This window comes from Halobaculum litoreum (assembly GCF_030127125.1).
Taxonomy (GTDB): Archaea; Halobacteriota; Halobacteria; order Halobacteriales; family Haloferacaceae; genus Halobaculum; species Halobaculum litoreum.
Genome location: NZ_CP126156.1, coordinates 2,406,426 through 2,429,947, shown reverse-complemented (window position 1 = coordinate 2,429,947; position 23,522 = coordinate 2,406,426). Strand labels below are relative to the sequence as shown.

The 23,522-nt window shown below is 72.4% G+C and carries 19 protein-coding genes and 4 pseudogenes; 10 read left to right on the top strand and 13 right to left on the bottom strand.

Going from position 1 to position 23,522, the window contains the following annotated elements:
- Positions 1-77 precede the first annotated feature (77 nt).
- Positions 78-1,368 (bottom strand): annotated as a pseudogene (locus tag P0R35_RS13240) (dihydroorotase).
- Positions 1,369-1,496: 128 nt separating this feature from the next.
- Here P0R35_RS13240 and P0R35_RS13235 point away from each other — a divergent pair.
- Complete coding sequence (locus P0R35_RS13235; protein WP_284012915.1) at positions 1,497-1,952, top strand: universal stress protein; 456 nt, start codon at positions 1,497-1,499, stop codon at positions 1,950-1,952.
- A 5-nt stretch (positions 1,953-1,957) separates the two neighbouring features.
- On the opposite strand, the gene P0R35_RS13230 is transcribed toward P0R35_RS13235, so the two are convergent.
- Positions 1,958-2,230 carry a hypothetical protein gene (locus tag P0R35_RS13230; protein WP_284012914.1) on the bottom strand — a complete coding sequence of 91 codons (273 nt, stop codon included), beginning with the start codon at positions 2,228-2,230 and terminating at the stop codon, positions 1,958-1,960.
- 141 nt (positions 2,231-2,371) lie between these two features.
- On the opposite strand from P0R35_RS13230, the gene P0R35_RS13225 reads away from it, so the two are divergent.
- Both P0R35_RS13225 and P0R35_RS13220 read left to right on the top strand, forming a co-directional pair.
- Positions 2,372-3,574: a DHH family phosphoesterase gene (locus P0R35_RS13225; RefSeq protein ID WP_284012913.1), complete on the top strand. Its 1,203-nt coding sequence runs from the start codon at positions 2,372-2,374 to the stop codon at positions 3,572-3,574.
- Between the two features lie 98 nt (positions 3,575-3,672).
- A complete protein-coding gene (locus P0R35_RS13220; RefSeq protein WP_284012912.1) occupies positions 3,673-4,677 on the top strand; it encodes an alcohol dehydrogenase in 1,005 nt (334 codons plus the stop codon).
- Positions 4,678-4,713: 36 nt separating this feature from the next.
- On the opposite strand, the gene P0R35_RS13215 is transcribed toward P0R35_RS13220, so the two are convergent.
- Positions 4,714-5,184, bottom strand: a complete 471-nt coding sequence (locus tag P0R35_RS13215) for a DUF5807 family protein (RefSeq protein ID WP_284012911.1) — start codon at positions 5,182-5,184, stop codon at positions 4,714-4,716.
- Between the two features lie 132 nt (positions 5,185-5,316).
- On the opposite strand from P0R35_RS13215, the gene P0R35_RS13210 reads away from it, so the two are divergent.
- Positions 5,317-6,744: a sensor histidine kinase gene (locus P0R35_RS13210; protein ID WP_284012910.1), complete on the top strand. Its 1,428-nt coding sequence runs from the start codon at positions 5,317-5,319 to the stop codon at positions 6,742-6,744.
- Positions 6,745-6,816: 72 nt separating this feature from the next.
- Here the strand turns inward: P0R35_RS13210 and P0R35_RS13205 are convergent, their stop codons facing one another.
- From P0R35_RS13205 to P0R35_RS13195, 3 genes and pseudogenes are all read right to left on the bottom strand, one after another.
- On the bottom strand, positions 6,817-7,230 hold the full coding sequence (locus tag P0R35_RS13205) for a 30S ribosomal protein S6e (protein WP_284012909.1): 414 nt from the start codon (positions 7,228-7,230) through the stop codon (positions 6,817-6,819).
- Positions 7,231-7,379: 149 nt separating this feature from the next.
- Positions 7,380-8,240 (bottom strand): hypothetical protein, encoded by an 861-nt coding sequence (locus P0R35_RS13200; protein ID WP_284012908.1) that lies wholly within the window; start codon positions 8,238-8,240, stop codon positions 7,380-7,382.
- A 67-nt stretch (positions 8,241-8,307) separates the two neighbouring features.
- Positions 8,308-9,254 (bottom strand): annotated as a pseudogene (locus tag P0R35_RS13195) (DUF8155 domain-containing protein).
- A gap of 142 nt (positions 9,255-9,396) precedes the next feature.
- Here P0R35_RS13195 and P0R35_RS13190 point away from each other — a divergent pair.
- Both P0R35_RS13190 and P0R35_RS13185 read left to right on the top strand, forming a co-directional pair.
- Positions 9,397-10,045, top strand: a pseudogene (locus tag P0R35_RS13190) (lipoyl protein ligase domain-containing protein).
- Positions 10,046-10,103: 58 nt separating this feature from the next.
- Positions 10,104-10,691 carry a DUF7474 family protein gene (locus P0R35_RS13185; RefSeq protein WP_284012907.1) on the top strand — a complete coding sequence of 196 codons (588 nt, stop codon included), beginning with the start codon at positions 10,104-10,106 and terminating at the stop codon, positions 10,689-10,691.
- A gap of 23 nt (positions 10,692-10,714) precedes the next feature.
- Here P0R35_RS13185 and P0R35_RS13180 read toward each other — a convergent pair whose 3' ends face one another.
- Positions 10,715-11,467 (bottom strand): DUF7979 domain-containing protein, encoded by a 753-nt coding sequence (locus P0R35_RS13180; protein ID WP_284012906.1) that lies wholly within the window; start codon positions 11,465-11,467, stop codon positions 10,715-10,717.
- A gap of 95 nt (positions 11,468-11,562) precedes the next feature.
- On the opposite strand from P0R35_RS13180, the gene P0R35_RS13175 reads away from it, so the two are divergent.
- Positions 11,563-12,969, top strand: a complete 1,407-nt coding sequence (locus tag P0R35_RS13175) for an MFS transporter (protein WP_284012905.1) — start codon at positions 11,563-11,565, stop codon at positions 12,967-12,969.
- A 30-nt stretch (positions 12,970-12,999) separates the two neighbouring features.
- On the opposite strand, the gene P0R35_RS13170 is transcribed toward P0R35_RS13175, so the two are convergent.
- On the bottom strand, positions 13,000-13,653 hold the full coding sequence (locus P0R35_RS13170; protein WP_284012904.1) for an HAD family hydrolase: 654 nt from the start codon (positions 13,651-13,653) through the stop codon (positions 13,000-13,002).
- 39 nt (positions 13,654-13,692) lie between these two features.
- Complete coding sequence (locus P0R35_RS13165) at positions 13,693-14,436, bottom strand: DNA polymerase sliding clamp (protein WP_284012903.1); 744 nt, start codon at positions 14,434-14,436, stop codon at positions 13,693-13,695.
- Positions 14,437-14,628: 192 nt separating this feature from the next.
- Here P0R35_RS13165 and P0R35_RS13160 point away from each other — a divergent pair, with 192 nt between their 5' ends.
- On the top strand, positions 14,629-16,371 hold the full coding sequence (locus P0R35_RS13160; RefSeq protein ID WP_284012902.1) for a DUF1508 domain-containing protein: 1,743 nt from the start codon (positions 14,629-14,631) through the stop codon (positions 16,369-16,371).
- 65 nt (positions 16,372-16,436) lie between these two features.
- On the opposite strand, the gene P0R35_RS13155 is transcribed toward P0R35_RS13160, so the two are convergent.
- Positions 16,437-17,306, bottom strand: a complete 870-nt coding sequence (locus P0R35_RS13155) for a DNA adenine methylase (protein WP_284012901.1) — start codon at positions 17,304-17,306, stop codon at positions 16,437-16,439.
- Between the two features lie 111 nt (positions 17,307-17,417).
- Between P0R35_RS13155 and P0R35_RS13150 the strand changes: the two genes are divergently transcribed.
- Positions 17,418-18,224, top strand: a complete 807-nt coding sequence (locus tag P0R35_RS13150) for an SAM-dependent methyltransferase (RefSeq protein ID WP_284012900.1) — start codon at positions 17,418-17,420, stop codon at positions 18,222-18,224.
- Positions 18,225-18,254: 30 nt separating this feature from the next.
- On the opposite strand, the gene P0R35_RS13145 is transcribed toward P0R35_RS13150, so the two are convergent.
- The 3 genes and pseudogenes from P0R35_RS13145 to tatC (P0R35_RS16305) form a co-directional block, all read right to left on the bottom strand.
- Complete coding sequence (locus P0R35_RS13145) at positions 18,255-18,974, bottom strand: queuosine precursor transporter (protein WP_284012899.1); 720 nt, start codon at positions 18,972-18,974, stop codon at positions 18,255-18,257.
- A pseudogene (locus P0R35_RS13140) lies at positions 18,971-19,193 on the bottom strand (ribbon-helix-helix domain-containing protein). Before P0R35_RS13140 ends, P0R35_RS13145 begins: the two are co-directional and overlap by 4 nt.
- Positions 19,194-19,299: 106 nt before the next feature.
- Positions 19,300-22,080, bottom strand: a complete 2,781-nt coding sequence (tatC, locus tag P0R35_RS16305) for a twin-arginine translocase subunit TatC (protein WP_321170430.1) — start codon at positions 22,078-22,080, stop codon at positions 19,300-19,302.
- 126 nt (positions 22,081-22,206) lie between these two features.
- Between tatC (P0R35_RS16305) and tatC (P0R35_RS13125) the strand changes: the two genes are divergently transcribed.
- A complete protein-coding gene (gene tatC / locus P0R35_RS13125) occupies positions 22,207-23,502 on the top strand; it encodes a twin-arginine translocase subunit TatC (RefSeq protein WP_284012898.1) in 1,296 nt (431 codons plus the stop codon).
- The last annotated feature ends 20 nt before the right edge of the window (positions 23,503-23,522 follow it).

Sequence of the window (23,522 nt, the reverse complement as noted above, 5' to 3'; positions counted from 1 at the left end):
CGGCGCGGGAGGGTCAAAACGGTTGTCGTGTGGTCGCGAGCGACCACGACCGCGTGCCGGCACCGACCCGTCGGCGGTCAGGGCCGGACGTTCTCGCCGACCGCGTCGCCGAACGTCTCCCCGTCGCCGCGGGCGTCGTAGGCGACGTGGCCGCGCACGAGCGTCAGCGTCGGGAACACGCCCGTGTGCCCCTCGAACGGCGTCCACCCGCACTTCGAGTGGAGGTCGGCGCCACGGATCTCGCGAGCGTCGTCGAGGTCGACGAGGACGAGGTCGGCGTCGGTGCCCGCCGCGACCGTCCCCTTCCCCGCGACGTCGAAGATCCGGGCGGGGTTCGCGGCGACGAGGTCGCGCACGCGCTCGAGCGTGAGCGTCCCCTCGCGCACCTCGTTCAACAGCAGCGGGAGCATCGTCTCGACGCCCGGCACGCCGGAGGGGGCGTCCCAGATGCTCGCGTCCTTCTCGGCGCGGGTGTGGGGCGCGTGGTCGGTGGCGACGACGTCGACGGTGCCGTCGGCGACGCGCTCGAAGACGGCCTCGCGGCGCGCCTCGCTCCGCAGGGGCGGGTTCATCCGCCCGAACGTCCCCAACTCCTCGAGGTCGTCGCGCGAGAGGAACAGGTGGTGGGGCGTCACCTCGCAGGTCGCGCCGGCGTCGCTGGCGGCGTCGACCCCCTCCGGCGTCGAGGTGTGGGCGATGTGGATCGCGGCCGCGGAGTCGGCGCCGACCTCCAGCGCGCGCTCGACGGCGGCGGCCTCCGCCTCGGCGGTGCGGAAGGCGCTCCACGCGTCGGCGTCGGCTCGCTCCTTGGCGGACTCGTCGAACAGGTCGGCGTCCTCGGCGTGGACGGTGACGACCGTGTCCTCGGCGGCCGCGCGCGCGACGGCGTCGGCGAACAGGTCGGCCTCGATGCCCATGTCGCCGGTCGAGTCGGCGAGGAACACCTCGCCGAGCGCGAAGATCGGGCGGTCGAACAGCGAGTCGGGGTCCCAGTCGGCGGTGACGCCGCCGTTGATCCCGAGGTCGACGAGCGACTTCGCGGCGAGCGCGGCCTTCTCGTCGACCGCGGCGCCCGTGACCGTGGGCGGGTCGGTGTTCGGCTGGTCGACGACGGTCGTGACGCCGCCGGCGGCCGCCGAGCGCGACCCGGTGTGCCAGTCCTCCTTGTGCGCGAAGCCGGGTTCGCGGAAGTGGACGTGCGCGTCGATCGCGCCCGGCAGGAGGTGGCGCCCCTCGCAGTCGACGACGGTGTCCGCGTCGGCGGCGTCGACGGCGCCGGCGTCGGCGACGCGAGCGATCGTCTCCTCGGACGAACACGTCGCGGACGCGGCCGTCCGCGAGCGTGGCTCCCCGGAACAGCGTGCTCATCACGCCGGTGGTGGGCGGGGGTGGGCGTAAGTGCGGTGGATCGGGCGCGGGCCGCGGGCGCGACCGACTCCGACCGGGCCGCCGCGGAGCGCGGAGCTTTAAGCGACCGCCCGCGAAAGGTCCGGTCGATGCCCGGATTCGACACCATCGTCGTCGCGACCGACGGCTCCGAGAGCGTGTCGCGCGCCGTGACGGTCGCGCTCGACGTGGCCGAGCGCTTCGACGCGGCGGTCCACGCGCTGTACGTCGTCGACAGCGGCGAGGTCGACTCCTCCCCGGAGGCCGTCCGCGACCAGATGCGCAACGCCCTCCAGGAGCGCGGCGGCGCCGCCATCGTCGAGGTGCAGAAGCGCGCCGGCCGCGACGTCACCGCCGTCGTCCGCGAGGGGCGCCCGGCCAACGAGATCGCCGACTACGCCCGCGAGATCGACGCCGACCTCGTCGCCACCGGCACCCGCGGCCGCCACGGCGAGAACCGCTTCCTCATCGGCTCGGTCGCCGAGCGCGTCGTCCGCACCTGCCCGGTCCCGGTGCTCACCGTCCGCCAACTGGAGGGGGACGCCGAGGCCGACGTGTCGGTCTGAGGCGGCTACCCCTCCGCCGGCTCCCGGGACTCGTCCGCCGGCCCGTCCGCGCCGTCGTCGCCGCCCGACGCCGCGTTCTCGGCGGGCGTCACCGTGCTGGTCGTCACGAAGTACGCCAGCCCGACGGGAGCGACCGCCAGCGCCGCCGCGAGGACGACCGCGCCGGCGTTGCCGTCCCGGCCGGACGCCACGGCCTCGGCGGCGACGACCGCGAAGAGGAGGGCCACGAGGAGGTACTTCAGGTCCACGAGGTGGGACTCGATGTCGGGGTCCGTCATCGGTCGGTCCGTGGTGTGGGCGGCCGAAGTGTCTTCGGGGTCGTGTGCCTGCGGCTCCCTCGCCGTTCGCGTCGTCGTGGCCCCGCTCCGCCCGGCCGCGTACACCACCGCAGTTTTCCCCACACGTCCCAACCCCGCGGTATGGACGACGAACTCATCGACAGCAGTTCCCTCCCCTTGGAGCGCAAGTCGCGTCTCCCGGGCACCGGCTTCTTCTACCCCGACTCGCTCGACGAGGACCGCGCCGAGGAACGCGCCAAGGAGGCCGTCGAGGGCGCCGAGGCGGTCGTGATCACCGACTCCGACGCCGACGGGCTGGGCTGTGTGGCGCTGATCCGCGAGGCGTACGACGCCGCGCTCGACCCCGAACCGTTCGAGACGCGCCGCCGCGCGAAGCTCGACGGCACGGACGAGGAGGACGGCGCCGACGACGACGAGGACCGGGAGGAGTCGCCGGTCGCGCTGCTCCCCTCCGGCCCCCACTCGTTCGAGGAGGACCTCGGCTACGCCGCCGAGTTCCTCGAGGCCGGCACCGACGTGTTCGTCTGCGACATCTGTCCCGACGCGTTCGAGTACATCGAGGCGGACCTCCGCGAGGTCGTCCGCACGGCCGAGTCCGTCCGGTGGTTCGACCACCACCAGTGGGACGAGGACCTGGCCGCGTCGGTCCGGGAGCTGGGCGTCGACCTCGTCGTCGGCGAGAGCGACGAGGAGTGCTCGACGGACGTCACCCTGCGCTCGCTGGAGTACGAGTTCGACGAGCGGTTCACCGAACTGGCGGCCGTCACCCGCGACCACGACCTCTGGCTCAAGGAGGACCCCCGCTCGCACGACCTCGCGGACTACGCCTACTGGACCGGCGCCGAGGAGTACGCCGCCGTCGTCGGCGCGTACGGCGCCGCCCTGCCCGACGTGGCGGTGGAGTACGTCGAACACCGCCGCGTCGAGAAGGAACTGCTGGTCGAGAAGGCCGTCGACCGCGCCGTCCACCACGAGGTCGGCGACTGGACCGTCGGCGTCACCTACGGCCGGTGCTCGCAGAACGAGGTCGCCGACGCGCTCCGGCAGGACGGCGCCGACGCCGCCGTGATCGTCAAGCCCTCCGGCTCCGCCTCCATCCGCGGCTCCGAGGGGTTCGAACGCGCCCACGAGGTCGCCGGTCGGGTGAACGGCGGCGGCCACCCGAAGGCCGCCGGCTGTAAGCCGGACATCTACGACGACATGCTCGACTACGGCCACCACTGGACGACCGAGGGCGCCACCGCCAAGCGCGTCATCCTCCGGGCGTTCGAGGCCGTCGCCGCCGAGGCGGCCGCCGAGGACGCCGCCGACGCGGCGGAGTAGCCCCCGCGTCCCGGCCGGCCGGGGATCGGCCCCGCAACCTACCAGTGTCGCGCCCGAACCCCGAGGCGCATGAACCAGACAGCGTGCGGTGAGTCGCGATGAGGGCGGCACGGGTCCCCGAACCGGGCGCCGACTTCGAGGTCGTCGACGTCGAGACACCCGAGCCGGCCGCCGGCGAGGTGCGCGTCGCGGTCGACGCCTGCGGCATCTGTCACAGCGACGCGTTCGTGAAGGAGGGCGCGTACCCGGGGATCGACTACCCGCGGGTGCCCGGCCACGAGGTCGCGGGCCGCGTCGACGCCGTCGGCGACGACGTGACGGCGTGGAGCGAGGGCGACCGCGTCGGCGTCGGCTGGCACGGCGGCCACTGCTTCGAGTGCGACGCCTGCCGCCGCGGCGACTTCCAGCAGTGCGAGGACGCACAGATCACGGGCATCGCGTACGACGGCGGCTACGCCGAGTACATGACCGCGCCCGCGGAGGCGCTGGCGGCGGTCCCCGCGGACCTCGACGCCGTCGACGCCGCGCCGCTGCTATGTGCGGGCGTCACGACGTTCAACGCCCTGCGCAACACCGACGCGCGGCCGGGCGACCTCGTCGCCGTGCAGGGCGTCGGCGGACTCGGACACCTCGGGATCCAGTACGCCCGCGCCGCCGGCTTCGAGACGGTCGCGCTGTCGCGCTCCCCGGACAAGGAGGAACTGGCGTACGAACTGGGCGCGGACCACTTCGTGAACGCCGCCGAGGCGGACGCGGCCGAAGCCCTCCGGGAACTGGGCGGCGCGGACGTGGTGCTCGCGACCGCGCCGTCGGCGCCGGCCATCGAGTCGGTCGTCGACGGCCTCGGCACCGACGGGCGCGTCGTCGTCGTCGGCGTCCCCGGGGAGGAGGTGAGCGTGAACGCCCAGTCGCTCGTCGGCGTCCGCGGCGGCGTCGACGGGTGGGCCTCCGGGAACGCCCGTGACTCGCAGGACACCCTCGAGTTCAGCGACCTCCGCGAGATCACGCCCGAGGTGGAGACGTTCGCCCTCGACGAGGTGCACGCCGCGTACGACCGGATGATCGAGAACGAGGCGCGGTTCCGCGTCGTCTTGGAGCCGTAGCGGGCGGCGATCCACCCGCCCGGCGGCCGCCGACGCTTACTCTCCGGCCGCCGGCTCCTCGCTGTACGCGCCCATGACCCACTTGTGCGAGTAGTCGGTGCCACACGAGCAGTGGGCGTACGCGTGCATCACGTCGCCCTCGGCGTACAGGCCGCCGACCTCCTCGTTGCGCTCCTCGCCGAACGCGAACACGAACTCCGTGTCGTGGTCGGCCTGGGGCTCGGCGACCGCGTCGGGACACTCCCCGCCGCCGAGGTCGGGGTGGATGACGCCGTCGCGGCCCATCGCCTCCTTGGCGAACTGCATCGCCTGCATCCCGGTGCCGGCGGCGAACGCCTTGCGCCCCTCCTCGCCGGGGACGACGAGGACGACGCCGTCGTCGACGGCCTCGCCGATGTCGGCGATCTTCCCCTGCTCGTCGAGGTGGTCGTGCGTGAGGTAGATGGCGACGTCGTCGAGGCGGTCGCCCGCGAGGAACTCGTCGAGTTTGCCGTCGTCGTCGGTCATGCCTCCGGGTCGGCGGCCGAGTCGTAAAAGGTCGTCCGTCCCGGCCGCCCCCGACGGACGGTCCGTCGTGCGCGGGGCGCCGGGGGTGAGAAGGGTTACTCGTAAACGCTCGGAACTGCGTACCTCCACGTCATGAGTGGCATCGACGACGCGATCCGGGTGCTGTACGTCGACGACGACGACGACCTGCGCGACCTCTTCGCGGTCGGGCTCGAGCGGCACGACGATCGGTTCGACGTGACGACGGCGTCGTCGGTCGCGGCGGGGCTCGACCGCGTCCGGACGGGCGCGCCCGACTGCGTCGTCAGCGACTACTCGATGCCCGGCGGGACGGGGATCGCGTTCCTCCGGCGGCTCCGCGAGACCGACCCCGAACTCCCGTTCATCCTCTTCGCGGAGACCGGGGACGAACGGGTGGCCAGCGAGGCCATCTCGGCGGGGGTCACCGACTACGTCGTCCGCGACGCCGTCGAGAGCCAACACGCGCTGCTGGCCCGGAAGATCGAGACGTACGTGGCCCGCAGACGGGCCGAACGCCGCGCCACGGAGACGAACGAGCGCCTGCGCGAACTCGCGTCGGTCGCCGACGACGTGCTGTGGACGTTCTCGCCGGACTGGTCGCAGCTCCTGTTCATCAACGGGGAGGCACACGAGCGCCTGTTCGGGCAGTCGGCCGAGCGGCTGTACGAGGAGCCCGCGTCGTTCCTCGAACGCATCCACCCGGACGACCGGGACCGCGTGCGGCTGGCGATGGAGCGGGCCAGCGGCGGCACCCCGCAGAGCGTCGAGTACCGCATCCGGCAGTCCGACTCGGTGGAGGTGTGGGCGGAGTCGCACTGTGAGCCGGTCGTCGAGGACGGCGAGGTGGTGCGCATGACGGGGTTCACACACGAGATCACCGACCGGAAGCTCCGCGAGCGCGAACTGGCGAACGCGAACGAACGGCTCGACCGCTTCGCGTCGACGATCGCACACGACCTCCGCAACCCGGTGAACGTGGCGAGCGGACACCTCGACCTCGTTCGCGAGACGGGCGAGTTGGACCACCTCGACCCGGTCGAACGCGGGATCGACCGGATCGACGAACTCCTCTCGGACCTCCTCACGCTGGCCCGCTCCGGCGACGACATCGGCGACACCCGAGCGGTCGACCTCGCCGAGGTCGTCGAGTCGGCCGAGGGGACCGTCGCGATGGCCGGCGCGACGCTCCGGATCGACTCGAGCGGCCCCGTCGAGTGCGACCCGGCCCGCCTCCGGGAGGCCATCGAGAACCTCCTACGCAACGCCATCGAGCACAACGACGAGACGGTGACGATCGCCGTCGGCCTCCTCGACGACGGGACGGGGTTCTACGTGGCGGACGACGGCGTCGGCATCCCCGAGTCCGAGCGCGAGGAGGTGTTCGCCGGCGGGTACACGACCGTCAGGAAGGGGACCGGCTACGGGCTCTCCATCGTCGAGCGCATCGCCGCCGCGCACGGCTGGACCGTCACGGTCGTGGAGTCCGCCGACGGCGGCGCGCGCTTCGAGTTCACGGACGTCGCCGTCGGCGGCGAGTGACGCCGGGCGCCGACACGTCTGCGGCGGCGGCGCGGCCGCTCGCGGCCGTGAGAGCGGAAGAAGGAACCGACGTTACTCCTCGTCGTCCTCGTCGTCGGCGTCCGCCTCGGTCGCTTCCTCGTCCTCGCCGAGCGCCGTCGCGATGGAGCCCTCGACGCGGGCGTTGATCTGGACGGTCTCCTCGGAGACCTGCCGGCCGCGGACGGTGACGCGCTTGCGCTCGCCGTCGCGCGAGGGCTTGTAGCCGACGCCGCCCTCCAGCAGGAGCTCCTTCAGGTCGCCGCCGGGGACGTCCTCGCGCATCGGACGGCCGGCCTTGTCGGAGCCGCCGGTGATGATCAGGTCGACGCCGTCGGCGCCGACGGCCGCGCCGTCGACCTCCTCGCCGATCTCGCGTCCGAGGAATCGGTTGGCGTCCTGTCCGTCGACGTCGAACTGCCGCGTGTCGCCGGCGTCGTCGCCCACGACGATCTTGAATTCGGCCATTACGGGGTACTGCTCGGCGGTGAGAGAAAAGACCGTCGAAAGCGTGGTCCGGGGCGTGCGAGGACGAGCGGGCGAGTCCGCGGCGCGCGCGGGACGCGGCGCGACCGGCGAGGCCGAGCCCGCGGCGGCGGGTCCCCCGGCGTCGCTGCTCAGCCGGACCGGACCGCGACGGCTCCCGGGTCCCCGACGACCGCGGCCGGCGCGCCCCGGTACGTCCCCACGCCCGTCTCCTCCTCGCCCCGGACCGCGACCCAGCCGGGACCGTCGCCGGACACGACGACGCCGGCCGTCTGCCGGAAGGCGTTGCCCGTCCAGCCGCCGGCGAACCAGTCGTTGCGCGCCTCGTAGGTGACGAGCACGTCGAGCGTCGCGTCGGCCGGCGCCTCGTACGAGAGGAACAGCCGGGTGCCGAACGACCGGCACGCGGCGTCCTCGCCCGCCGGGACCGGACAGTCGGTCTCGGTCGCGTTCAGTCGCGGCCGGAGCACGGGCTCGGAGTCGGCCGGCGAGCGCGTGTCGATGGGGTCGTCGAACGCCAGTTCGACGTTCACGAGGTAGTAGTCGAGCGTCCGGATCGGCGTCGTCCCGGGCGCGGCCGTCGGGGTCGCCGCGCTCGGCGTGTCCGTCGCGCCGTCGTCGGTGATCGGCCGCGGCGGCGGGCGCTCGCGGTACGCGGGCGTCAGTTCGGCGAACTCCAGCGCGAGCATCGGGCCGTAGTCGGTGTCGACGACCGCGACCGTCCAGTCGGGCGGCGCGTCGACGGCGCCCGGCGAGCCGGCGACGACCGCGTCGCCGACGGGACTGCTCCCGTTCTCGACGGGCAGCGGGAGGTACAGCGTCACGTTCGTCAGCGTCGCGTTCGGCTGGACGTACGCCCGGTACTCGGCGGTGTGGCTGTACGACTCGGGGACGGGCTGGACGAACCGGTAGACGCCGAACCCGACCGCGCCGGCCGCGACGAGGAGAACGACGAGAACGACCGCGAGGGCGACGCGGAGACGACGGTCCATGCTGGCGACACCTCGCGGCCGCGCGACAAAACGCCACCGGCGGCCGCGGCGCCCCCGCTCGGCCGGCTCACCCCAGCCGCACGGGGTCGTCGGCGGCGACGACCGCCACGCTGACCTCGTCGCCGACGGCGAACGTCGGGTCCCCGGCCTCGGGTCGCGTGACGAGTTTCGCCCCCGCGGCCGCGTCGCCGCGGGCGGCGAACAGCGACAGCCCGGTGATCCGCTCGCCGTTCGCGAGCACCGCCACGTCGGCCCAGTCGACGTGGCGGCCGCGTCGCGTCCCGGCGTCGGCGCCGAGGAACCGGACGCGCTCGCCGTCGGCCGGCTCCCCTCGGCGGGCGCGCCGTCCGCGCCCCGTCCGGGGACGCCGCCGCCCGTGTAGTGGGCGAGCCCGCCGTCGAGCGGCCGACCGTCGTCGTCGGCCACGGCGACGAACGTCCCCGCGTCGCCGGCGGCCGGCGCGGGCGGCGCGGGCGCGTCCAGCACCGCGTGGCTCGGCCCCGTCTCGACGACCGTGCCGGTGCCGTCCCACGCCAGCGGCGTCACGTCGCAGTCGGCGACCAGCGGGAGCGACCCCGACGCGCGATACGGGTTCCGGTCGCGCTCGCGGAACTCGAGGTGGACGTGGTTGTCGACCCACCGGCCGAAGAAGCCCGAGCGCACCAACTCGCCCAAAGGGTCGCCGACGGCCACCTCGTCGCCGGCGTCGACCGCGGGGTCGACGTGGAGGACGCGCGCGAGGCGGTCGCCGGTGTCGACGACGATCAGGTGGTCGTGGTCGACGGCGTACTCGCGGTCGGGACACCGCACGGTCCGGGTGTCGACCACCTCGCCGGCGACCGGCGAGCCGCCGACGTTCGAGGCGGGGTACAGGTCGACGGCACACGCCCGGTCGTGGGCCGGGTACGGGGAGTTGTACAGCGAGAACTTGCGGTAGCGCGCGAGCACCGACGCCGGCACCGCGACCGGCGCCGGCGACTCGGTCGACGCCCTCGACGCCCCCGACTCGTCCATACCCGTCGCAGGCGACGCAAGCGCTTAGGCGACCCGACTCCGAGCGACGGGCGTGACGACCGACGACGGGGACGGCGGGCGCGTTCGGGTGTACCGCGGGCGCCGGGCGGACCGCGACGCCGACCGCGCCGCCACCGCCGCGATGCTCGACGAGGCCGGCGAGACGGGCGTGCCGGCGGTGCGGGTGTGGGCGCCCGGGCGGTCGCTCGCGTTCGGTCGTCGCGACGCCCGCGCGGACGGCTACCCGCGGGCGACGGCGGCCGCCCGCGAACACGGGTTCCCCCGGTCGAGCGCTCCGTCGGCGGCCGGGCGGTCGCGTACGCCGAGTCGACGCTGGCGTTCGCCCGCGCCGTCCCCTCGCGGACGCCCGGACGGGGCTGACCGAGCGCTACGAGGCCGCGGTCGCGACGCTCGTCGCCGCGCTCCGCGACGCCGGCGCGGACGTCGAGCGCGGGGAGCCGCCCGCCTCCTACTGTCCGGGCGACTACTCCGTGCGCGCCGTCGACGGCGGGAAGGTGGCGGGCATCGCCCAGCGCGTCCGGCAGGACGCCGCGCTCGTCTCCGGCTGCGTGACCGTCGCTCAGCGGGGGCCGATCCGGGCGGTGCTCGCGCCGGTGTACGACGCGCTCGGCGTGCCGTTCGACCCCGACACGGTCGGCTCCGTCGCCGCGGCCGGCGGCCCCGACGACCCCGCCGCGGTCCGCGACGCGCTGACGGCCGGCCTCGTCGGCGAGCGCGCGGCCGACGTGCGCGACGTGAGCACGCTCCCCGTCGACGCCGGCGACGACTGAGCCCGGCGCGACGAACCACGACACCTAAGCCGTCGACTCCCCCAACACACGGACGACCGTGCCCCGGTTCGCGTACCCCTGCCCCGGCTGTCGCACCACGAACAGCCTCCACGACGCCGACTGCGACTTCGAGGGGACCGAGTGGCACCACGTCGAGAAGGCGTACACCGACGTGCTCACCGTCCTCGTCGACGGCGCCGTCACCGAGTCCGCGCTCCAACACGCCGTCCACGACGAGTGGTCGGGGCTCCACCGCGCGGCGCTGGACCTCCTCCGGCGCGAGGGACGCGTCGAGGAGGACGGCGACACGCTCCGTCTGCTCACCGCCGAACGCTACCGCGAGGAGGTCTCGGAGCCGACCCGCGAGCCGATGGCGACCATCTACCGGAAGGGGAGCTACCCCGGCTGTCACGACAACAGCGTGTTCGCGATGGTCGCGTGGTACGAGATGGTCGGCCTCTCGTGGCAGGAGACGCGCCAGAACGTGATCGACTGGCTCCACGCCTCCGGGACGTGGGACCGCGGCGGCTTCGAGGAGTCCTCGCCCGAACAGCTCGTCGACAGCAAGCGACACGTGTACGAGGCCGGCTACGGCTGGAAGGAGAAGGCGCAGGCCGCCAAACGCGTCATCGAGCGTCACGGCTGATCCCGCCGCCGCGGACGGCGTCGTCAGGCCCGCCAGCGATTGTACCCGAGCGTCCCCACCCCCGCCAGCACCGCGACCACCCCGACGCCGCTGCCGACCAATCCGAGGAAGAGCCCGTCGGGGAACGAGAAGTCGTCCGTGTGGGAGACGACCTCGACGGCGTAGTGCGTCCCGTCGCGCTCGACGATCGGCTCCTCGGGAACCGGCTCGTCGTTCCACGGGCGGTAGTCGTACGCCGCCTCGGATTCGGTCGCGTTGCGGATCTTCCGGAAGGTCCGCCGTTCGGCGGGCGGGAGGTCATCGTACGACACGACCAATTCCGCACGCACGGCCGCCGCGACGTCGGACTCGTTGGCGACGGTCGTCGTCACCTCCCCGTCGGCCAGCGCGAACGTGTGGTAGGTGTCGTACTCGGCCGAGAGGAACGTGTAGTTGCGGCGGAGTTGCCGGACGTCGGCGGCGACTGCGTCCGAGTCCACCGTCGCGGAGCCGGTCGCCATCGCGGTCTCCAGCGTCTCGCGCGTCCGGTTGGGCGCGCGGAAGTCGTTGCGGACGTGGCGGTACCGGAACGACTCGGGGCGGAACGTGAGCGACGACGCGTACCGCTCGGCGAGCACCGAGTCGTTCCCGACGGCGATCTCGGTCGCCGCGTAGCCGGTCGGGGAGCGGTGCCGCTCGGGCCCGTCGGCGGCGTCGAGCGCGAACGCGTACGCCGGTCCCGGCAGCAGGAGGAGGCCGACGAGGACGACCACGAGCGCGGTGCGATCGGAGGGCATCGCCGGCGGGTCCTCGGCGGCGCGGTAAGTGTCTTCTCCGTCGAGTGGCGGGCCCCGACCACGACCGCTAAGTTCCCCCACGCCGACCGTCCGCCGTGACCACTTCGCCCGACGATCCGGACGCCGACGACGCGGCGGCGGCCGGGTCGTCGACCGACGGCGACCGCGCGGGCGGCTCCCGGCGCGCCGTCGCGGTCGTCATCGGCGTCGTCTTCCTCGACCTGCTCGGCTTCGGCGTCGTCATCCCGATCCTCCCGTTCTACGTGCGCTCGTTCGGCGTCTCGGACGTGTTCATCGGGCTGACGGCCGCCTCCTACTCGCTGGCGCAGTTCCTCGCGGCGCCGACGCTCGGCCGCATCTCCGACGAGCGCGGGCGCCGCCCGGTGATCGCCTTCTCGGTCGCGATGGCCGGCGTCGCGTGGCTCGTGTTCGGCTTCGCCACCGAGATCGGCGCGATCGCCGGCACCGGCGCCGCGGTCGCCACGCTGTTGATCTCGCGGACGCTCGCGGGCGCCGCCGGCGGCAACATCTCCGCCGCGCAGGCGTACATCGCCGACGTCACCCCGCGCGAGCGCCGGGCGGGCGCGCTCGGGTTGGTCGGCGCGGCGTTCTCGCTGGGGTTCGTGTTCGGTCCCGCCCTCGGCGGCGTCGCCGCCAGCGACCCGGTCGTGGCAGCCGCCGACTCGCTGCTGCCGGCGTTCGTGCCCACGACGCGGTTCACCCTGCCGAGTTTCACCGCCGCGGGGCTCTCCTTCCTCGCGTTCGGGGCCGCTCTGGCCGTGCTGAAAGAGCCCGACCGGAGCCGCGCGAGCGGCGCCCGGAGCGGGTCGCTGATCGACCAGTTCCGCACCGCCCTCGCGGACGACGCGCTCCGGCCGCTCGTGGCCTCCTACTTCGTCACCTCGGTCGCGTTCGCGGGCATCCAGGTGATGTTCATCCCGTTCGCCGCCGACTTCTACGGCTACGACGCGACCGCCGCCGCCGTCTTCCTCACGTACATCGGCGTCCTCGGCACGATCAACCAGGGCGCGCTCGTCGGGCCGCTCGAACGCCGCCTCGGCGCGGTCCGGCTCGCGGTGATCGGCGGCACCGCGCTCGCGACGGCGCTGGCGTTGCTCCCGTTCACGCCCGAGGTGGGCGCGCTCCTCCCGCTGCCGGGCGACCCCGGCGAGGGGCTGTTGACGGGGCCGATCCTGACGGGGCCGACCGTCGCGCTGTTCGGGGTCGGGGCGCTGCTGTCGTTCGGCAACGGCTCGCTGAACGTCTCGCTGTCCACGCTCGTCTCCGACCGCGCCAGCGACGAGACGCAGGGCGCGGCGTTCGGCGTCACGCAGGGCGCGGGGAGCCTCGGGCGGACCGTCGGCCCGCCGGTGGCGGCGTCGGCGTACGTGCTCGCGTACTGGTCGCCGTTCGTCGCCGGCGCGGTGCTGCTCGTGCCCGTGGTGTACGTGCTGGGGCGGGGCGCCGCGTTCGGCGGGCGGACGGCGACCGCCGACGACTGACGGCGGGCGAGCCCGGTGGGGACTCGCGGACTACCGGACGAACAGGTCGCCCACGGCGCCGGGGTCGCGGACGGTGACGACGCCCGGGTCCGCGTCGTGGTCGACGTGAACCGCCCGGAACCCGGCCTCGCGGGCGGGGACGACGTCGTGGTCCCGCGAGTCGCCGACGTACACGTGCTCGTCGGCCGGCAGTCGGTCGCGCGCGACGGCGAACGGCTCGGGGTCGGGCTTGTGGGCCCCCACCTCGTAGCTGGGGACGTAGGCGTCGAACAGGTCGAACAGGCCGTGCCGGGTCAGCTTCCGGCGCTGCTGGGCCGCCACCCCGTTCGTCAACACCCCGAGCGCGACGCCGTCGTCCGCCAGCGCGTCCAGCGTCGCGCGGGTCCCCTCGCGGACCGTCGTCGCCGCCGCCTCCGTCTCGCACAACGACGCCGCCAGCGACGCCGCGTCGACGTCGACGTCGAGGCCGGCCGCCGCCAGCGCCCCCGCCATCCCCTCGCGGTACGGCTCGGGGTGGAACGCGCCGAAGGCGTCGAAGAAGGCGTCGTTGTACGACTCGAACAGCGAGCGAGCGTCGTCGCGGGCGACGCCGACGGCGGCGCACGTGTCGCAGAAGATCTCGTCGTACGGGGCGGTGAACTCCACGAGCGTCCCGTCACAGTCGAAGAACCAGGCGGTGGACACGACGGCCGATCGCGGCGACGCGACAAAAGCGGCGGGTGCTCAGTCGCTCTGGATGCGCGGCGCGAGCATGTACGTCACCTGCCCCATCCCCTCGGCGAACTCGTAGTGGAGCTTGACGGGGAACTCCTCGCCGAGTTCGACGCGGACCTCCGCGTCGCTCGGGATGGCCTTGTTCATGTCCTTGAGGTAGTCGAGGCTGAACAGCGAGTCCGCCGGGCCCGACTGCAGGTCGATGAGGTCCTCGCGGTCGAGGCGGAGGTCGACGTCGTCGGTGTCGCCCTCGGCCTCGATGAAGAACGCCTCCTCGGCGCCGTCGACGCGCAGGCGGATGTGGTCGGATACCATGTCGGCGGCCTTGATCCCGCGGTCGATCTGGGCGCCCTCGACGACGATCTCGGCGGGTAAGTCGAGGTCCGGGATGTCCGGCTCCTGGCGGATGGAGTCGGGGTCGATGAGCGCGAGCGTGTAGCTGAGGCCGTCGATCTGGATGTGGAGCTTGCGGGTCTCCTCGTCGAGTTCGAGCTGGACGAGGTCGCCGGAGTTCGCCATGCCGGCGATGTCCTCCAGGCGATTGAGGTTGACGCCGATGACCCCTCCGTCGGCCTCGTAGGACTCGAACGCCGCGGCCTCGAGCGTGAGGTCGACCATGCCGACGTTGGCCGGGTCGACGGCGCGGATCGCCAGCTCGTCCTCGTTGAGCCGGATCTTACACTCGTCGACCAACACGCTCACCGAATCGAGCGCGTCCCGGAGGGTGGAGGCGCTCACGATGGCCTTGAACATATATCGCGGGCTACGGGTGTGCCCATAAAAATACCCGCGGTTCCCACTCCGGCTCCGAGCGACCTCGGTGGCCGAAGTCGCTGAGACCGACGGCGACGTCACGGCCCGAGTCGCCGATCAGTCAAGAAGACGGCATTCAATCGAGAAGTACATAGTTTGAAACCCATCTGTCGTATATAGGTACTTGGTAACATGAGTGAATCAGAAGCGGGTATGCTCGCGTCGACGTATCGAAAGCGGTTCGGAGAGCCGTTCACCACCGACGAGGTGTACGGGTACTGGCTGTTCGTCGCCGGGACCGTCGTCGCGGTCGTGGGGATGGCGGTGTTTCTCACGTCGATGGGCGCGGGCCAAACCGGGACCCGCGGGACCGCGTACCTCCTCTCCGGGGTGGGACTCGCGACCGCCTTCGCCGGACTCGTCGTCGGGCAGTCGTTCCACCGGACCGCCAAGCGGCTGGTGTACGTCGGCCTCCTCGTCTGTCTGGCCGCGATGGTGTGGTTCATGACTGTCTTCCCCGGACAGTGGGCGCTCGGGTCGGGGACCGCCCAGGGAGTCGTTGGGGTGTACACCCTCGGGCTGGCGCTCATCACCCTCTCGGGCGCGCTCGCACCGATCTCGGTCGGTCAGAGTCGTGCTCGACAGGCTGTCGAGGACCAGCTGGCCGACGCCCGCGCCGACGACGAGGCCGACGACCGCCGCATCGAGGAGCTGGAGGCGGCGGTCGCCGAGCGCGACGACCGGATCGACGCCCTCGAATCCGAGGTCGACGAGTCGCGAGCGGAGACGGAGGAAGCCAAGCGTGCGACCGAGGAGGCTCGCGAGGAGGTCCGTGCCGCGTCCGCGGAGACCGCAGCCGCGCGAGAGGAGACGGCGTCGGTACGCGACGACCTCAACGCGGCGGCGTCCCACGTCAACGCGCTCTCGAAGAGCTCGGCGACGTTCGACGTGTACCGCGACAAGGCGGGGAAGTGGCGCTGGCGGCTCGTCCATCGCAACGGGAACATCATCGCCACCTCCGGCGAGAGCTACTCCAGCGACCGGACCGCCCGCCGCGGGATGCGCAGCGTCAAGCGCAACTCGCTGGGCGCGGCGGTCGTCTGGCAGCGCGACGAGGAGGACCCCGAGCCGGTCGCCGACCCCGTCGCCGAGGAGCCGAGCGCCCGGTTCCGGCTCTACCGCGACGCCGACGACGAGTACCGCTGGCGGCTCAACCACGACAACGGGGAGACCATCGCGGCGGCGACCCGCGGGTTCTCGTCGAAATCCTCGGCGAGGGACGGCATCGAGTCGGTCCGCTCGGCCATCGGCCCCGCCGACTACCTGGAGTTCGATCCGGCGGGGATCGAGGTGTACGAGGACGCGGCCGGCGAGTTCCGCTGGCGACTCGTCCACCGCAACGGGAACGTCCTCGGCGACTCCGGTGAGGGCTACGCCAGTCGGTCGAACGCCCGCCGAGCGGCCGACCGCGTCCAGGAGGTGGTCGGAGACGCCGCCGTCGACGCCGACTCCGGGATCCGGTTCGAGACGTTCGAGGACGCCGCCGGCGGCCACCGCTGGCGACTCGTCGCCACCAACGGAGAGACCATCGCGGACTCGGGCGAGGGGTACAGCTCTCGGTCGAAACTGAAAGACGCGATCGAGCGCGTCCGGAAGTACACCCCCGCCGCCGACCGCCTCACGATGGCCACCGCGGCCGTCGAGGTGTACGAGGACGCCGGCGGCGAGTTCCGCTGGCGGCTGCGTCACCGCAACGGGACGATCCTCGGAACGTCCGGCGAGGGGTACACCTCCCGGTCGAAGGCTCTCGACGCCGTCAACAGCGTGAAGCGACACGCACCGAACGCGCCGGTCGAGGAGGAGGGCAAGGGAGACGCCGGCGAGGCGAGTGCCCACGGCACATCGACTGACGAGACCGGGACCGACGAGGTGTAGGGCGCCGCGATCGAACAGGACTGAGACGGGGACTTCGGTGCCGAACTTCCCCGGATCCGACGCCGTCAGTTGTACTCCGAGAGCGTTGTGCGCCGCTTCTCCGCGTCAGTGACGTTCGTGATCAGCACCTCGGCGACCTCGCCGCGGTTGTCGGCGTCGCTGTTGATCGCCCGCGTCGCCTGCACGACGTTCACCTCGAACCGGTCGTACTCCTCGTACAACTCGGCGACCGGCGGCGAGTTCGAGAGGACGACCGACACGCCCGCGTCGTCGAGGGCGACCGCGAGATCGCGCAGTCGCTTCTGGTCGTCCTTGTCGAACCCGTCGGCGTGGTAGTCGTTGAAGTTCGCCGTCGTCGACACCGGCTCGTACGGCGGGTCGAAGTAGACGAGGTCCCCGGCGGTCGCCTCGTCGCGGACGTACTCGAAGTCCTCGTTGTGGACGGTCGTGTCCTGCAACACCTCGTGGAGCGCGCGGATGCGGTCGGCCTGTACCCAGTCGGGGTTGGCGTACCGGCCGACGGGGACGTTGAACTCGCCGCTGTTGTTCTCGCGGTAGAGGCCGTTGAAACACGTCCGGTTGAGGTAGACGAACAGCGACGCCTCGCGCAGTCGCTCGTCGGCGGTCTTGTCCGCGACCTCGTGCAACTCGTTGAACTCGTCGCGGGCGTCGTAGTAGTAGTCCTCGTCGTGCTCGTGGGTCCGGTTCTCCGCGATCAGCTCCTCGGGGTCGCGGTCGCGGATCACCTCGTACAGCGTCACCAGTCGGTCGTTGAGGTCGTTGAGGGAGCCGGCGTCCGGCTCGAGGTGGAAGAACACCGCGCCGCCGCCGACGAACGGCTCGTGATACCGGTCGAACGTGACGGGGAACTGCGCCGTGATCTCGGAGAGGAGTTGACGCTTTCCCCCGGCCCACTTCAGGATCGGCTCGACCATGCAGGTAGTTGCTCTCTCGCCCGCCGCTTCTTAAGCGCTCTCACGCGGCGCGTCGGGAGCGGGCGAACGCGCGTTTTATCCGTTTCAGCCGGGTAACACCGGCAACTGACCATGGCTCGCAAGGACGATTTCTACAACCGGGCGAAACAGGAGGGGTACCGCGCCCGTTCCGCCTACAAGCTCCGCCAGATCGACGAGGAGGTGGACCTGTTCGACCGCGGCGACACGGTCGTCGACCTCGGCGCGGCGCCGGGCGGCTGGCTCCAGATCGCCGCCGAGGAGGTGACCGAGGCGGGCCGCGTCGTCGGCGTCGACCTCCAGCGCATCGACGACCTCGACCACCCGCACGTCGATACCGTCCGCGGCGACATGACCGAGGAGCGCACGCGCTACTACCTCCGGAAGGCGCTCGGCGTCGACCCGCGACCGGAGGAGAGCGACGCCGAGCCGGAGCGCCCCGTCGACGTCGTGATCTCCGACATGGCGCCGAACATGACCGGCGAGTACCAGCTCGACCACGCCCGCTCGATCCACCTCTGTCGGCAGGCGTTCGACACGGCGCTGGAACTCCTGAAACCGGGCGGCTCGTTCGTCGTGAAGGTGTTCGACGGTCCCGACCTCGCAGACTTCCGCGACGACGTGGCCGAGCAGTTCCAGTACGTCCGGGCGTACACTCCCGAGGCGTCCCGGAAGCGCTCCTCCGAGCGCTACCTCATCGCCCGCGGGCGGACGGACGCGCCGGTCCGGGAGGGCCAGCGGCTCGAGGTCGAGGTGACCGACACCGGCGACGAGGGCGACGGCGTCGCCCGCGTCGAGGGGTACACGCTGTTCGTCCCCGGCGCGGAGGCCGGCGAGACGGTGGAGGTCGTCGTCGACGACGTGAAACCGCGGTTCGGGTTCGCCGAGCGCGTCGACTGAGCGGAGCGAGAGAACCGTTTTTCGGGCGCCTCAGGCGCTCACACCTGCCGCCTCGTCTCCGTCGCGGCGGACGAGCGCGACGGCGGCGTACACGAGCGGCGTGTCGACCAGCGCGATGAGCAGTTTCAGGACGTACTGCCCGCCGATCAGCGACAGGAGCACCGAGGTCGGGAGCGCCGGCCCGATGCCGAAGACGGCGGGTGCGACGGCGAACGCGACGACGGTGAACACGACGGTGTCGATGAGTTGGCTCGTCGCCGTCGAGCCGACGTTGCGTAGCCACAGCGCGTCGCCGTCGGTGAACTCGCGGATGCGGTGGAACGCGATCACGTCCCAGTTCTGGCTCAGCACGTACGCGACGAGCGAGCCCAGCACGATGTTGCCCGAGAGGCCCAGCACCGTCTCGAACGCCGCGGGGTCGACCGACCCCTGCGCGGCGGGCGTCGCGATGGTCGCGAACACCAGCGCCAACAGGACGAAGTTCATCGCGAAGGCGACGTTGACGACGCGGCGGGCGTACGCCTTCCCGTACAGTTCCGAGAGGCAGTCCGACGCGAAGAACGTGACCGCGTACGCCAAGGTCCCGCCGGGCGCGGTGACGGCGCCGAGCACGGGGAGCGTCACCGCGAGCAGCTTCGCGGAGATGACCTGCGCGGTGACGAGCGCCGCGACGAACAGCGCCGTGAGGACGACCGCCGCCAGCGGCACGTCCAGACGGGGCGGCTCGCCGGTCGCCGTGGCGCCGCTCATTCGTCGTCCCCGTCGCCCCCGTCGCCGCGGGCGTCGCTCGCGTCGCTCGCGTCGTCCAGCCGGCCGTGACGGGCGTCGATCTCGTCGAGGACGTCCAGCGTCTTGCGCACCGACGCGCGGATCGCGTCGCTTCGGTTCACGAACTTGCCGTCGTCGCCGACGTGCTCGTCCAGGTCGGCGAGCAGCTCCCCCGGGCATCTCGACGCTTATCTTGGGCATACCCGAGGATACGTGGAGGCGGGGTTGAATCTTCTCACACGAGCACGACGAGAAGTCCGACGCCCGGGTGGCGCGCGACCCCCCGGGGCGGGCGCCGCCGGCGTCGTCACGCCCCGGGCTTCGAGTCGCGCACGAGGTCGACCGTCGGTTTCCCGAGGTCGCGGCGGCCGCCGAGCGTGAGCACCCACAGGATCAACAGCCCGATCCCGTAGGCGGCCATCAGCGGGATCGTCACGAGGAACATCGTGAACACGTCGGCGGGCGTGAACAGCGCCGCCGCGAGCATGATGCCGACGGTCACCTCCCGCCAGCGCGACCGCATCGCCCGGTAGGAGACCCCCGCGGTGTTGAGCAACACCATGAGCACGGGCACGTCGGCGAGGAAGCCGATCCCGAGGGTGGTGAAGAACACCAGCCACGCGAAGTCGCTGATCCGGTAGCTGATCACCATCCCCGCCGCCAGCGCGTCGCCGACGAGCCACGAGATGACCGCCGGGGCGATCACGTTGTAGCCGAGCGCGAGGCCGCCGAGGAACCCCGCCAGCAGGGCGGCGACCCACCCGAAGACGACCTGCCGGCGGCCGCGGACGAAGCCGCGGTCCCGGAGCGCGGGCCACGCGTAGTACGCCGCGAACGGGAGCACCGCGACGACGCCGGCGATGGTGGAGATCTTCACCTCGAAGATCAGCGCCTCGACCGGGTGGAGCACGATGACGCCGAAGTTCTCGGCGTTCGGGCCGACCACCTCCGCGGGGATCCGGTTCACGAAGTTCTCGCGCACCGTCCCGATCCCGCCGAGGTAGAGGAACGCGAACACGCCGGCCAGCGTCACCCCGAACACGGAGACGAGGACGAACAGCCGCGAGCGCAGCGAGGCGGCGACGAACGCGAGGTCGTCGTAGTAGCCGCCGATGTCGTCCTCGTCGCGCTCGCCGCCGGTGAGCCCCTCGAGGAACGTGCCGCCCGCCCGGGAGGCCCGGTCGCCGGCGTCGTCGGCCGCGCCGGGCACCGACGCGCCGCCCGCCCCGCCGGCCGCCTCGGCGGCCGCCTGCGCGGACTGGTAGTCGTCGTAGCGGTCGAGCACCGCTCGCGCCTTCTCGGAGTCGCCCGCGGAGGCGGCGCGGTCGGCGAGGAAGTTCGCCCGGCGCTCGGAGACGCCCGCGAACACGGCGTCCGGGGCGCGCCGCACCTGGTCGGCCGTGAGCGCCTCGGCGTCGACGGCGGTCGGGTCGGTGCCGGCGACGTAGGCGAAGTAGACGGCCAGCAGGAGGCCCAACAGCGCCGCCAGCGAGAGGCCGCCGGCGACGAACGCCGCGAGCGCGGCCGTACCGCTCACGCCGAGGCTCCCGAGGATCGCCGCCGAACTCGTCCCGTACTCCGTCAGGACCGAGTCGGCCAGCGCCGGCCGCTCGACGAGGACGTAGCCGACCGCGCCGACGACGGCCGCGATACCGAGGAGGACGTTCCACAGCGAGCCGAGCCGGCCGCGCCAGTCCACGAAGCCGACCCCGCGGCGGGTCGCGCGGACCACGCCGGCGTCGCCGGCGAACAGGTCCCGGGCGGGCCCGGTCGGGGCGGCGGAGTCGGCGCCGGACGCGCCGGCGTCGCCGTCGTCGGCGTCGGCGACGCCCTCGGCGGCGGCGTCGTCGAACCGGTCGAGGATCGCCCGCGCCTTCTCCGGGTCGTCCGCGTCCATCGCGACGGAGGCGGCCTCCAGCGCCTCGTCCTCGGTCATCCCCTCGAACGCCTCCGGCGGCGCCGCGCGCACGCCGGCGGCGTCGAGCGCCGTCAGGTCGATGGCGTCGGGGTCGCCGGGGTCGCCGACGAGGGCGGTCGACGCGTCGAGTTCGGCGTACACGAAGTACGCGAGCGCGACGACGGCCGCGACGACGCCCGCGGCGGCGGCGATGCCGACGAGCACGGGCGTCGGGAGGCCCGTCGCGAACCGGTAGTCGGTGACGGCGCCGGCGACGCCGTTGACCGCGGCGGCGCCGCCCCGGGTGTAGAACAGGAAGACGGCGGCGGCGACGCCGACGGCGACGCCGGCGAGCGCGTTCCAGCGGAGGCGCGCGGTCGCCGCGAGGTCGATGCGCTCGCTGCCGCGGCGCGCGGTGACGACCACCTTCGCGAGGTACAGCGACGCGGCGTACAGCAACAGCAGCGGCGCCGCCCACATGATCTGGGTGAACGGGTCCGGCGGCGAGAACACCGCGCCGAACACGAAGATGGCGACGACGGCGTGGCGCCACTTCTCGCGGAACGTCTCGTAGGGGACGATCTCGGCGTACGACAGCGCCGTGATCAACAGCGGCATCTGGGCGGCGAAGCCGAACGAGAACGTCAGGAGGGCGATGAACTGCGCCCACTTCACGATGGAGTAGGTGGGCTGGATCCCCGCGGAGAGGGCGTTGTTCGCGAGGAACGCGAACATGAACGGGAAGAACACGAGGTAGCCGTAGGCGACGCCGACGACGAACAGACCGACGGCGAGGAGGGCGATGAGGGCGATCTTCCAGCGTGCGACGGGGGTCTGCGGCCACAGCCCCCGGTCGCGGAGCGCGTCCCGCGAGAAGTAGAGGAACGGCGGGATCGCGAACACGATCCCGACGATCAGTCCGATCTTCGCCTGGAGGAGGATCACGTCGAACGGCGTCTGGGCGATGATCTCGACTTCCTGCCCGGCCGACTCGCTGAGCCGGGCCCGCGTGACGTTCTTGAGGAAGTCCCAGACGTACAGCCGGAGGGCGTAGAACGTCCCCATGAACCCGACGAGGAAGACGATGAACACCTTCTGGAGGTCCTTCTGTGCGGACCGCAGCATCGCGCCGGCGGTCTCGCGGCCGTCCGCCAGCGCCCGTTGGGTGTCCTCATCGAGCGCGCTTGACATAGCCGAGAGGAGCGGCTTCCCGGTTATCAACCTTTTCAACGAGGGGACGGCCGCGTCGGCGGCGGCGGGGACGCGCGCCGACCAATCAGAAAAGGCCTATAACGCGTCGGAGGTGAACCCAACCCAATGACCCCGGACCCGGACCCGCCGGAGGACGACCCGGTGGACGCCGACGACGGCGACACCGACGGGTCCGGACCCGCCGACGACGGCGCGAGCGACGGGGACGACGAGGAGGCGTTCGAGTACCCCGGCACCGACCCCGCGCCGGAGCCGTCGGCCGACGCCGAAGCTGAGGACGACGCCGATGCGGAAGCCGAGGCCGACGCGGAAGCCGACGACGCGAACGAAGACGCCGACGACGGAGCCGAGTTCGTGCACGTCGACGACGCCGTCGCGTCGGCGTCGACCGACGAGGCCGACGACCCCGACGGCTCGGAAGCGGACGATCCGGACGGCTCGGAAGCGGACGAGTACGAGCCGGCCGAGCCGACGGGGATCGACGGCGAGCAGGTGACGGTGCCCCCGGAGCCCGACCAGCCGGTGCCGGAGCCGACCGCGGGCGACCGCCCCGACGACGCCGACGTGGCGACGAACGGCGAGGGGGCGATGACGGCCGCCCAGAAGGGGATGGCCGCCGTGAACGAGGGGATGGGCCACCTCGGCGGCGAGGGCGGCGGGCCCGACTCCGACCAGGAGATGCCGTTGACCGAGCACATCGAGGAGATGATGCGCCGGCTCGGCGTCGTGTTCGCGGTCGCCGGCGTCGTCGTCGTCGCGGTGCTGCTCATCGGGACGGTGTCGCCGGCGGTGCCCAGCGCCGAGGAGATCATCCAGTTCCTGTGGGACGCCCACGTCGGCTTCGAGGACAACCGCCCGCGGGTGTACGGCCCGCTGGAGTTCCTCCTCACGAAGCTGAAGGTGGCGTCGCTGGCGGGGCTGCTCGTCGGTCTGCCCGTGTTCGTCTACGAGACGTACCGCTTCATGAAGCCCGGGCTGTACCCCCACGAGCGCCGCTACTACCTCGCGGCCGTCCCGACGAGCCTGATCCTCGGGCTGGTCGGCGTCGCGTTCGCGCACTTCATCGTCCTCCCGGTCATCTTCGACTACTTCATCAGCTACACCGAGGACAGCGCCGTCCTCGCGTTCAGCCTCCGGGAGACGTTCAACCTCATCCTCCTGCTGATGGGGTACATGGCGATCGTGTTCCAGATCCCGCTGTTCATCCAGCTCGCGATCATGATGGGGCTGGTGACCCGCGAGTGGATGGAGGACCGCCGGCTGCTGTTCTGGTCGGCGTTCGTCGGGCTGGCGTTCATCGTCTCGCCGGACCCGACCGGGATGGCGCCCATCATCGTCGGCGCGACGATGATCGTGTTGTTCGAGGGGACGCTGGCGCTGTTGCGCTGGACGGGGAACTAGCCGCGGCGCCCGCGACCGCG

What these genes read in the sequence shown, in the direction of transcription:
- P0R35_RS13210 (WP_284012910.1), top strand. Translation starts at nt 5,317, where the DNA reads ATGAGTGGCATCGACGACGCGATCCGGGTGCTGTACGTCGACGACGAC.
- P0R35_RS13155 (WP_284012901.1), bottom strand. Translation starts at nt 17,306, where the DNA reads ATGGTCGAGCCGATCCTGAAGTGGGCCGGGGGAAAGCGTCAACTCCTC.
- P0R35_RS13230 (WP_284012914.1), bottom strand. Translation starts at nt 2,230, where the DNA reads ATGACGGACCCCGACATCGAGTCCCACCTCGTGGACCTGAAGTACCTC.
- P0R35_RS13200 (WP_284012908.1), bottom strand. Translation starts at nt 8,240, where the DNA reads ATGGACCGTCGTCTCCGCGTCGCCCTCGCGGTCGTTCTCGTCGTTCTC.
- P0R35_RS13235 (WP_284012915.1), top strand. Translation starts at nt 1,497, where the DNA reads ATGCCCGGATTCGACACCATCGTCGTCGCGACCGACGGCTCCGAGAGC.
- P0R35_RS13150 (WP_284012900.1), top strand. Translation starts at nt 17,418, where the DNA reads ATGGCTCGCAAGGACGATTTCTACAACCGGGCGAAACAGGAGGGGTAC.
- P0R35_RS13180 (WP_284012906.1), bottom strand. Translation starts at nt 11,467, where the DNA reads ATGCCCTCCGATCGCACCGCGCTCGTGGTCGTCCTCGTCGGCCTCCTC.
- P0R35_RS13145 (WP_284012899.1), bottom strand. Translation starts at nt 18,974, where the DNA reads ATGAGCGGCGCCACGGCGACCGGCGAGCCGCCCCGTCTGGACGTGCCG.
- P0R35_RS13165 (WP_284012903.1), bottom strand. Translation starts at nt 14,436, where the DNA reads ATGTTCAAGGCCATCGTGAGCGCCTCCACCCTCCGGGACGCGCTCGAT.
- P0R35_RS13220 (WP_284012912.1), top strand. Translation starts at nt 3,673, where the DNA reads ATGAGGGCGGCACGGGTCCCCGAACCGGGCGCCGACTTCGAGGTCGTC.
- tatC (WP_321170430.1), bottom strand. Translation starts at nt 22,080, where the DNA reads ATGTCAAGCGCGCTCGATGAGGACACCCAACGGGCGCTGGCGGACGGC.
- P0R35_RS13205 (WP_284012909.1), bottom strand. Translation starts at nt 7,230, where the DNA reads ATGGCCGAATTCAAGATCGTCGTGGGCGACGACGCCGGCGACACGCGG.
- P0R35_RS13215 (WP_284012911.1), bottom strand. Translation starts at nt 5,184, where the DNA reads ATGACCGACGACGACGGCAAACTCGACGAGTTCCTCGCGGGCGACCGC.
- P0R35_RS13225 (WP_284012913.1), top strand. Translation starts at nt 2,372, where the DNA reads ATGGACGACGAACTCATCGACAGCAGTTCCCTCCCCTTGGAGCGCAAG.
- P0R35_RS13160 (WP_284012902.1), top strand. Translation starts at nt 14,629, where the DNA reads ATGAGTGAATCAGAAGCGGGTATGCTCGCGTCGACGTATCGAAAGCGG.
- tatC (WP_284012898.1), top strand. Translation starts at nt 22,207, where the DNA reads ATGACCCCGGACCCGGACCCGCCGGAGGACGACCCGGTGGACGCCGAC.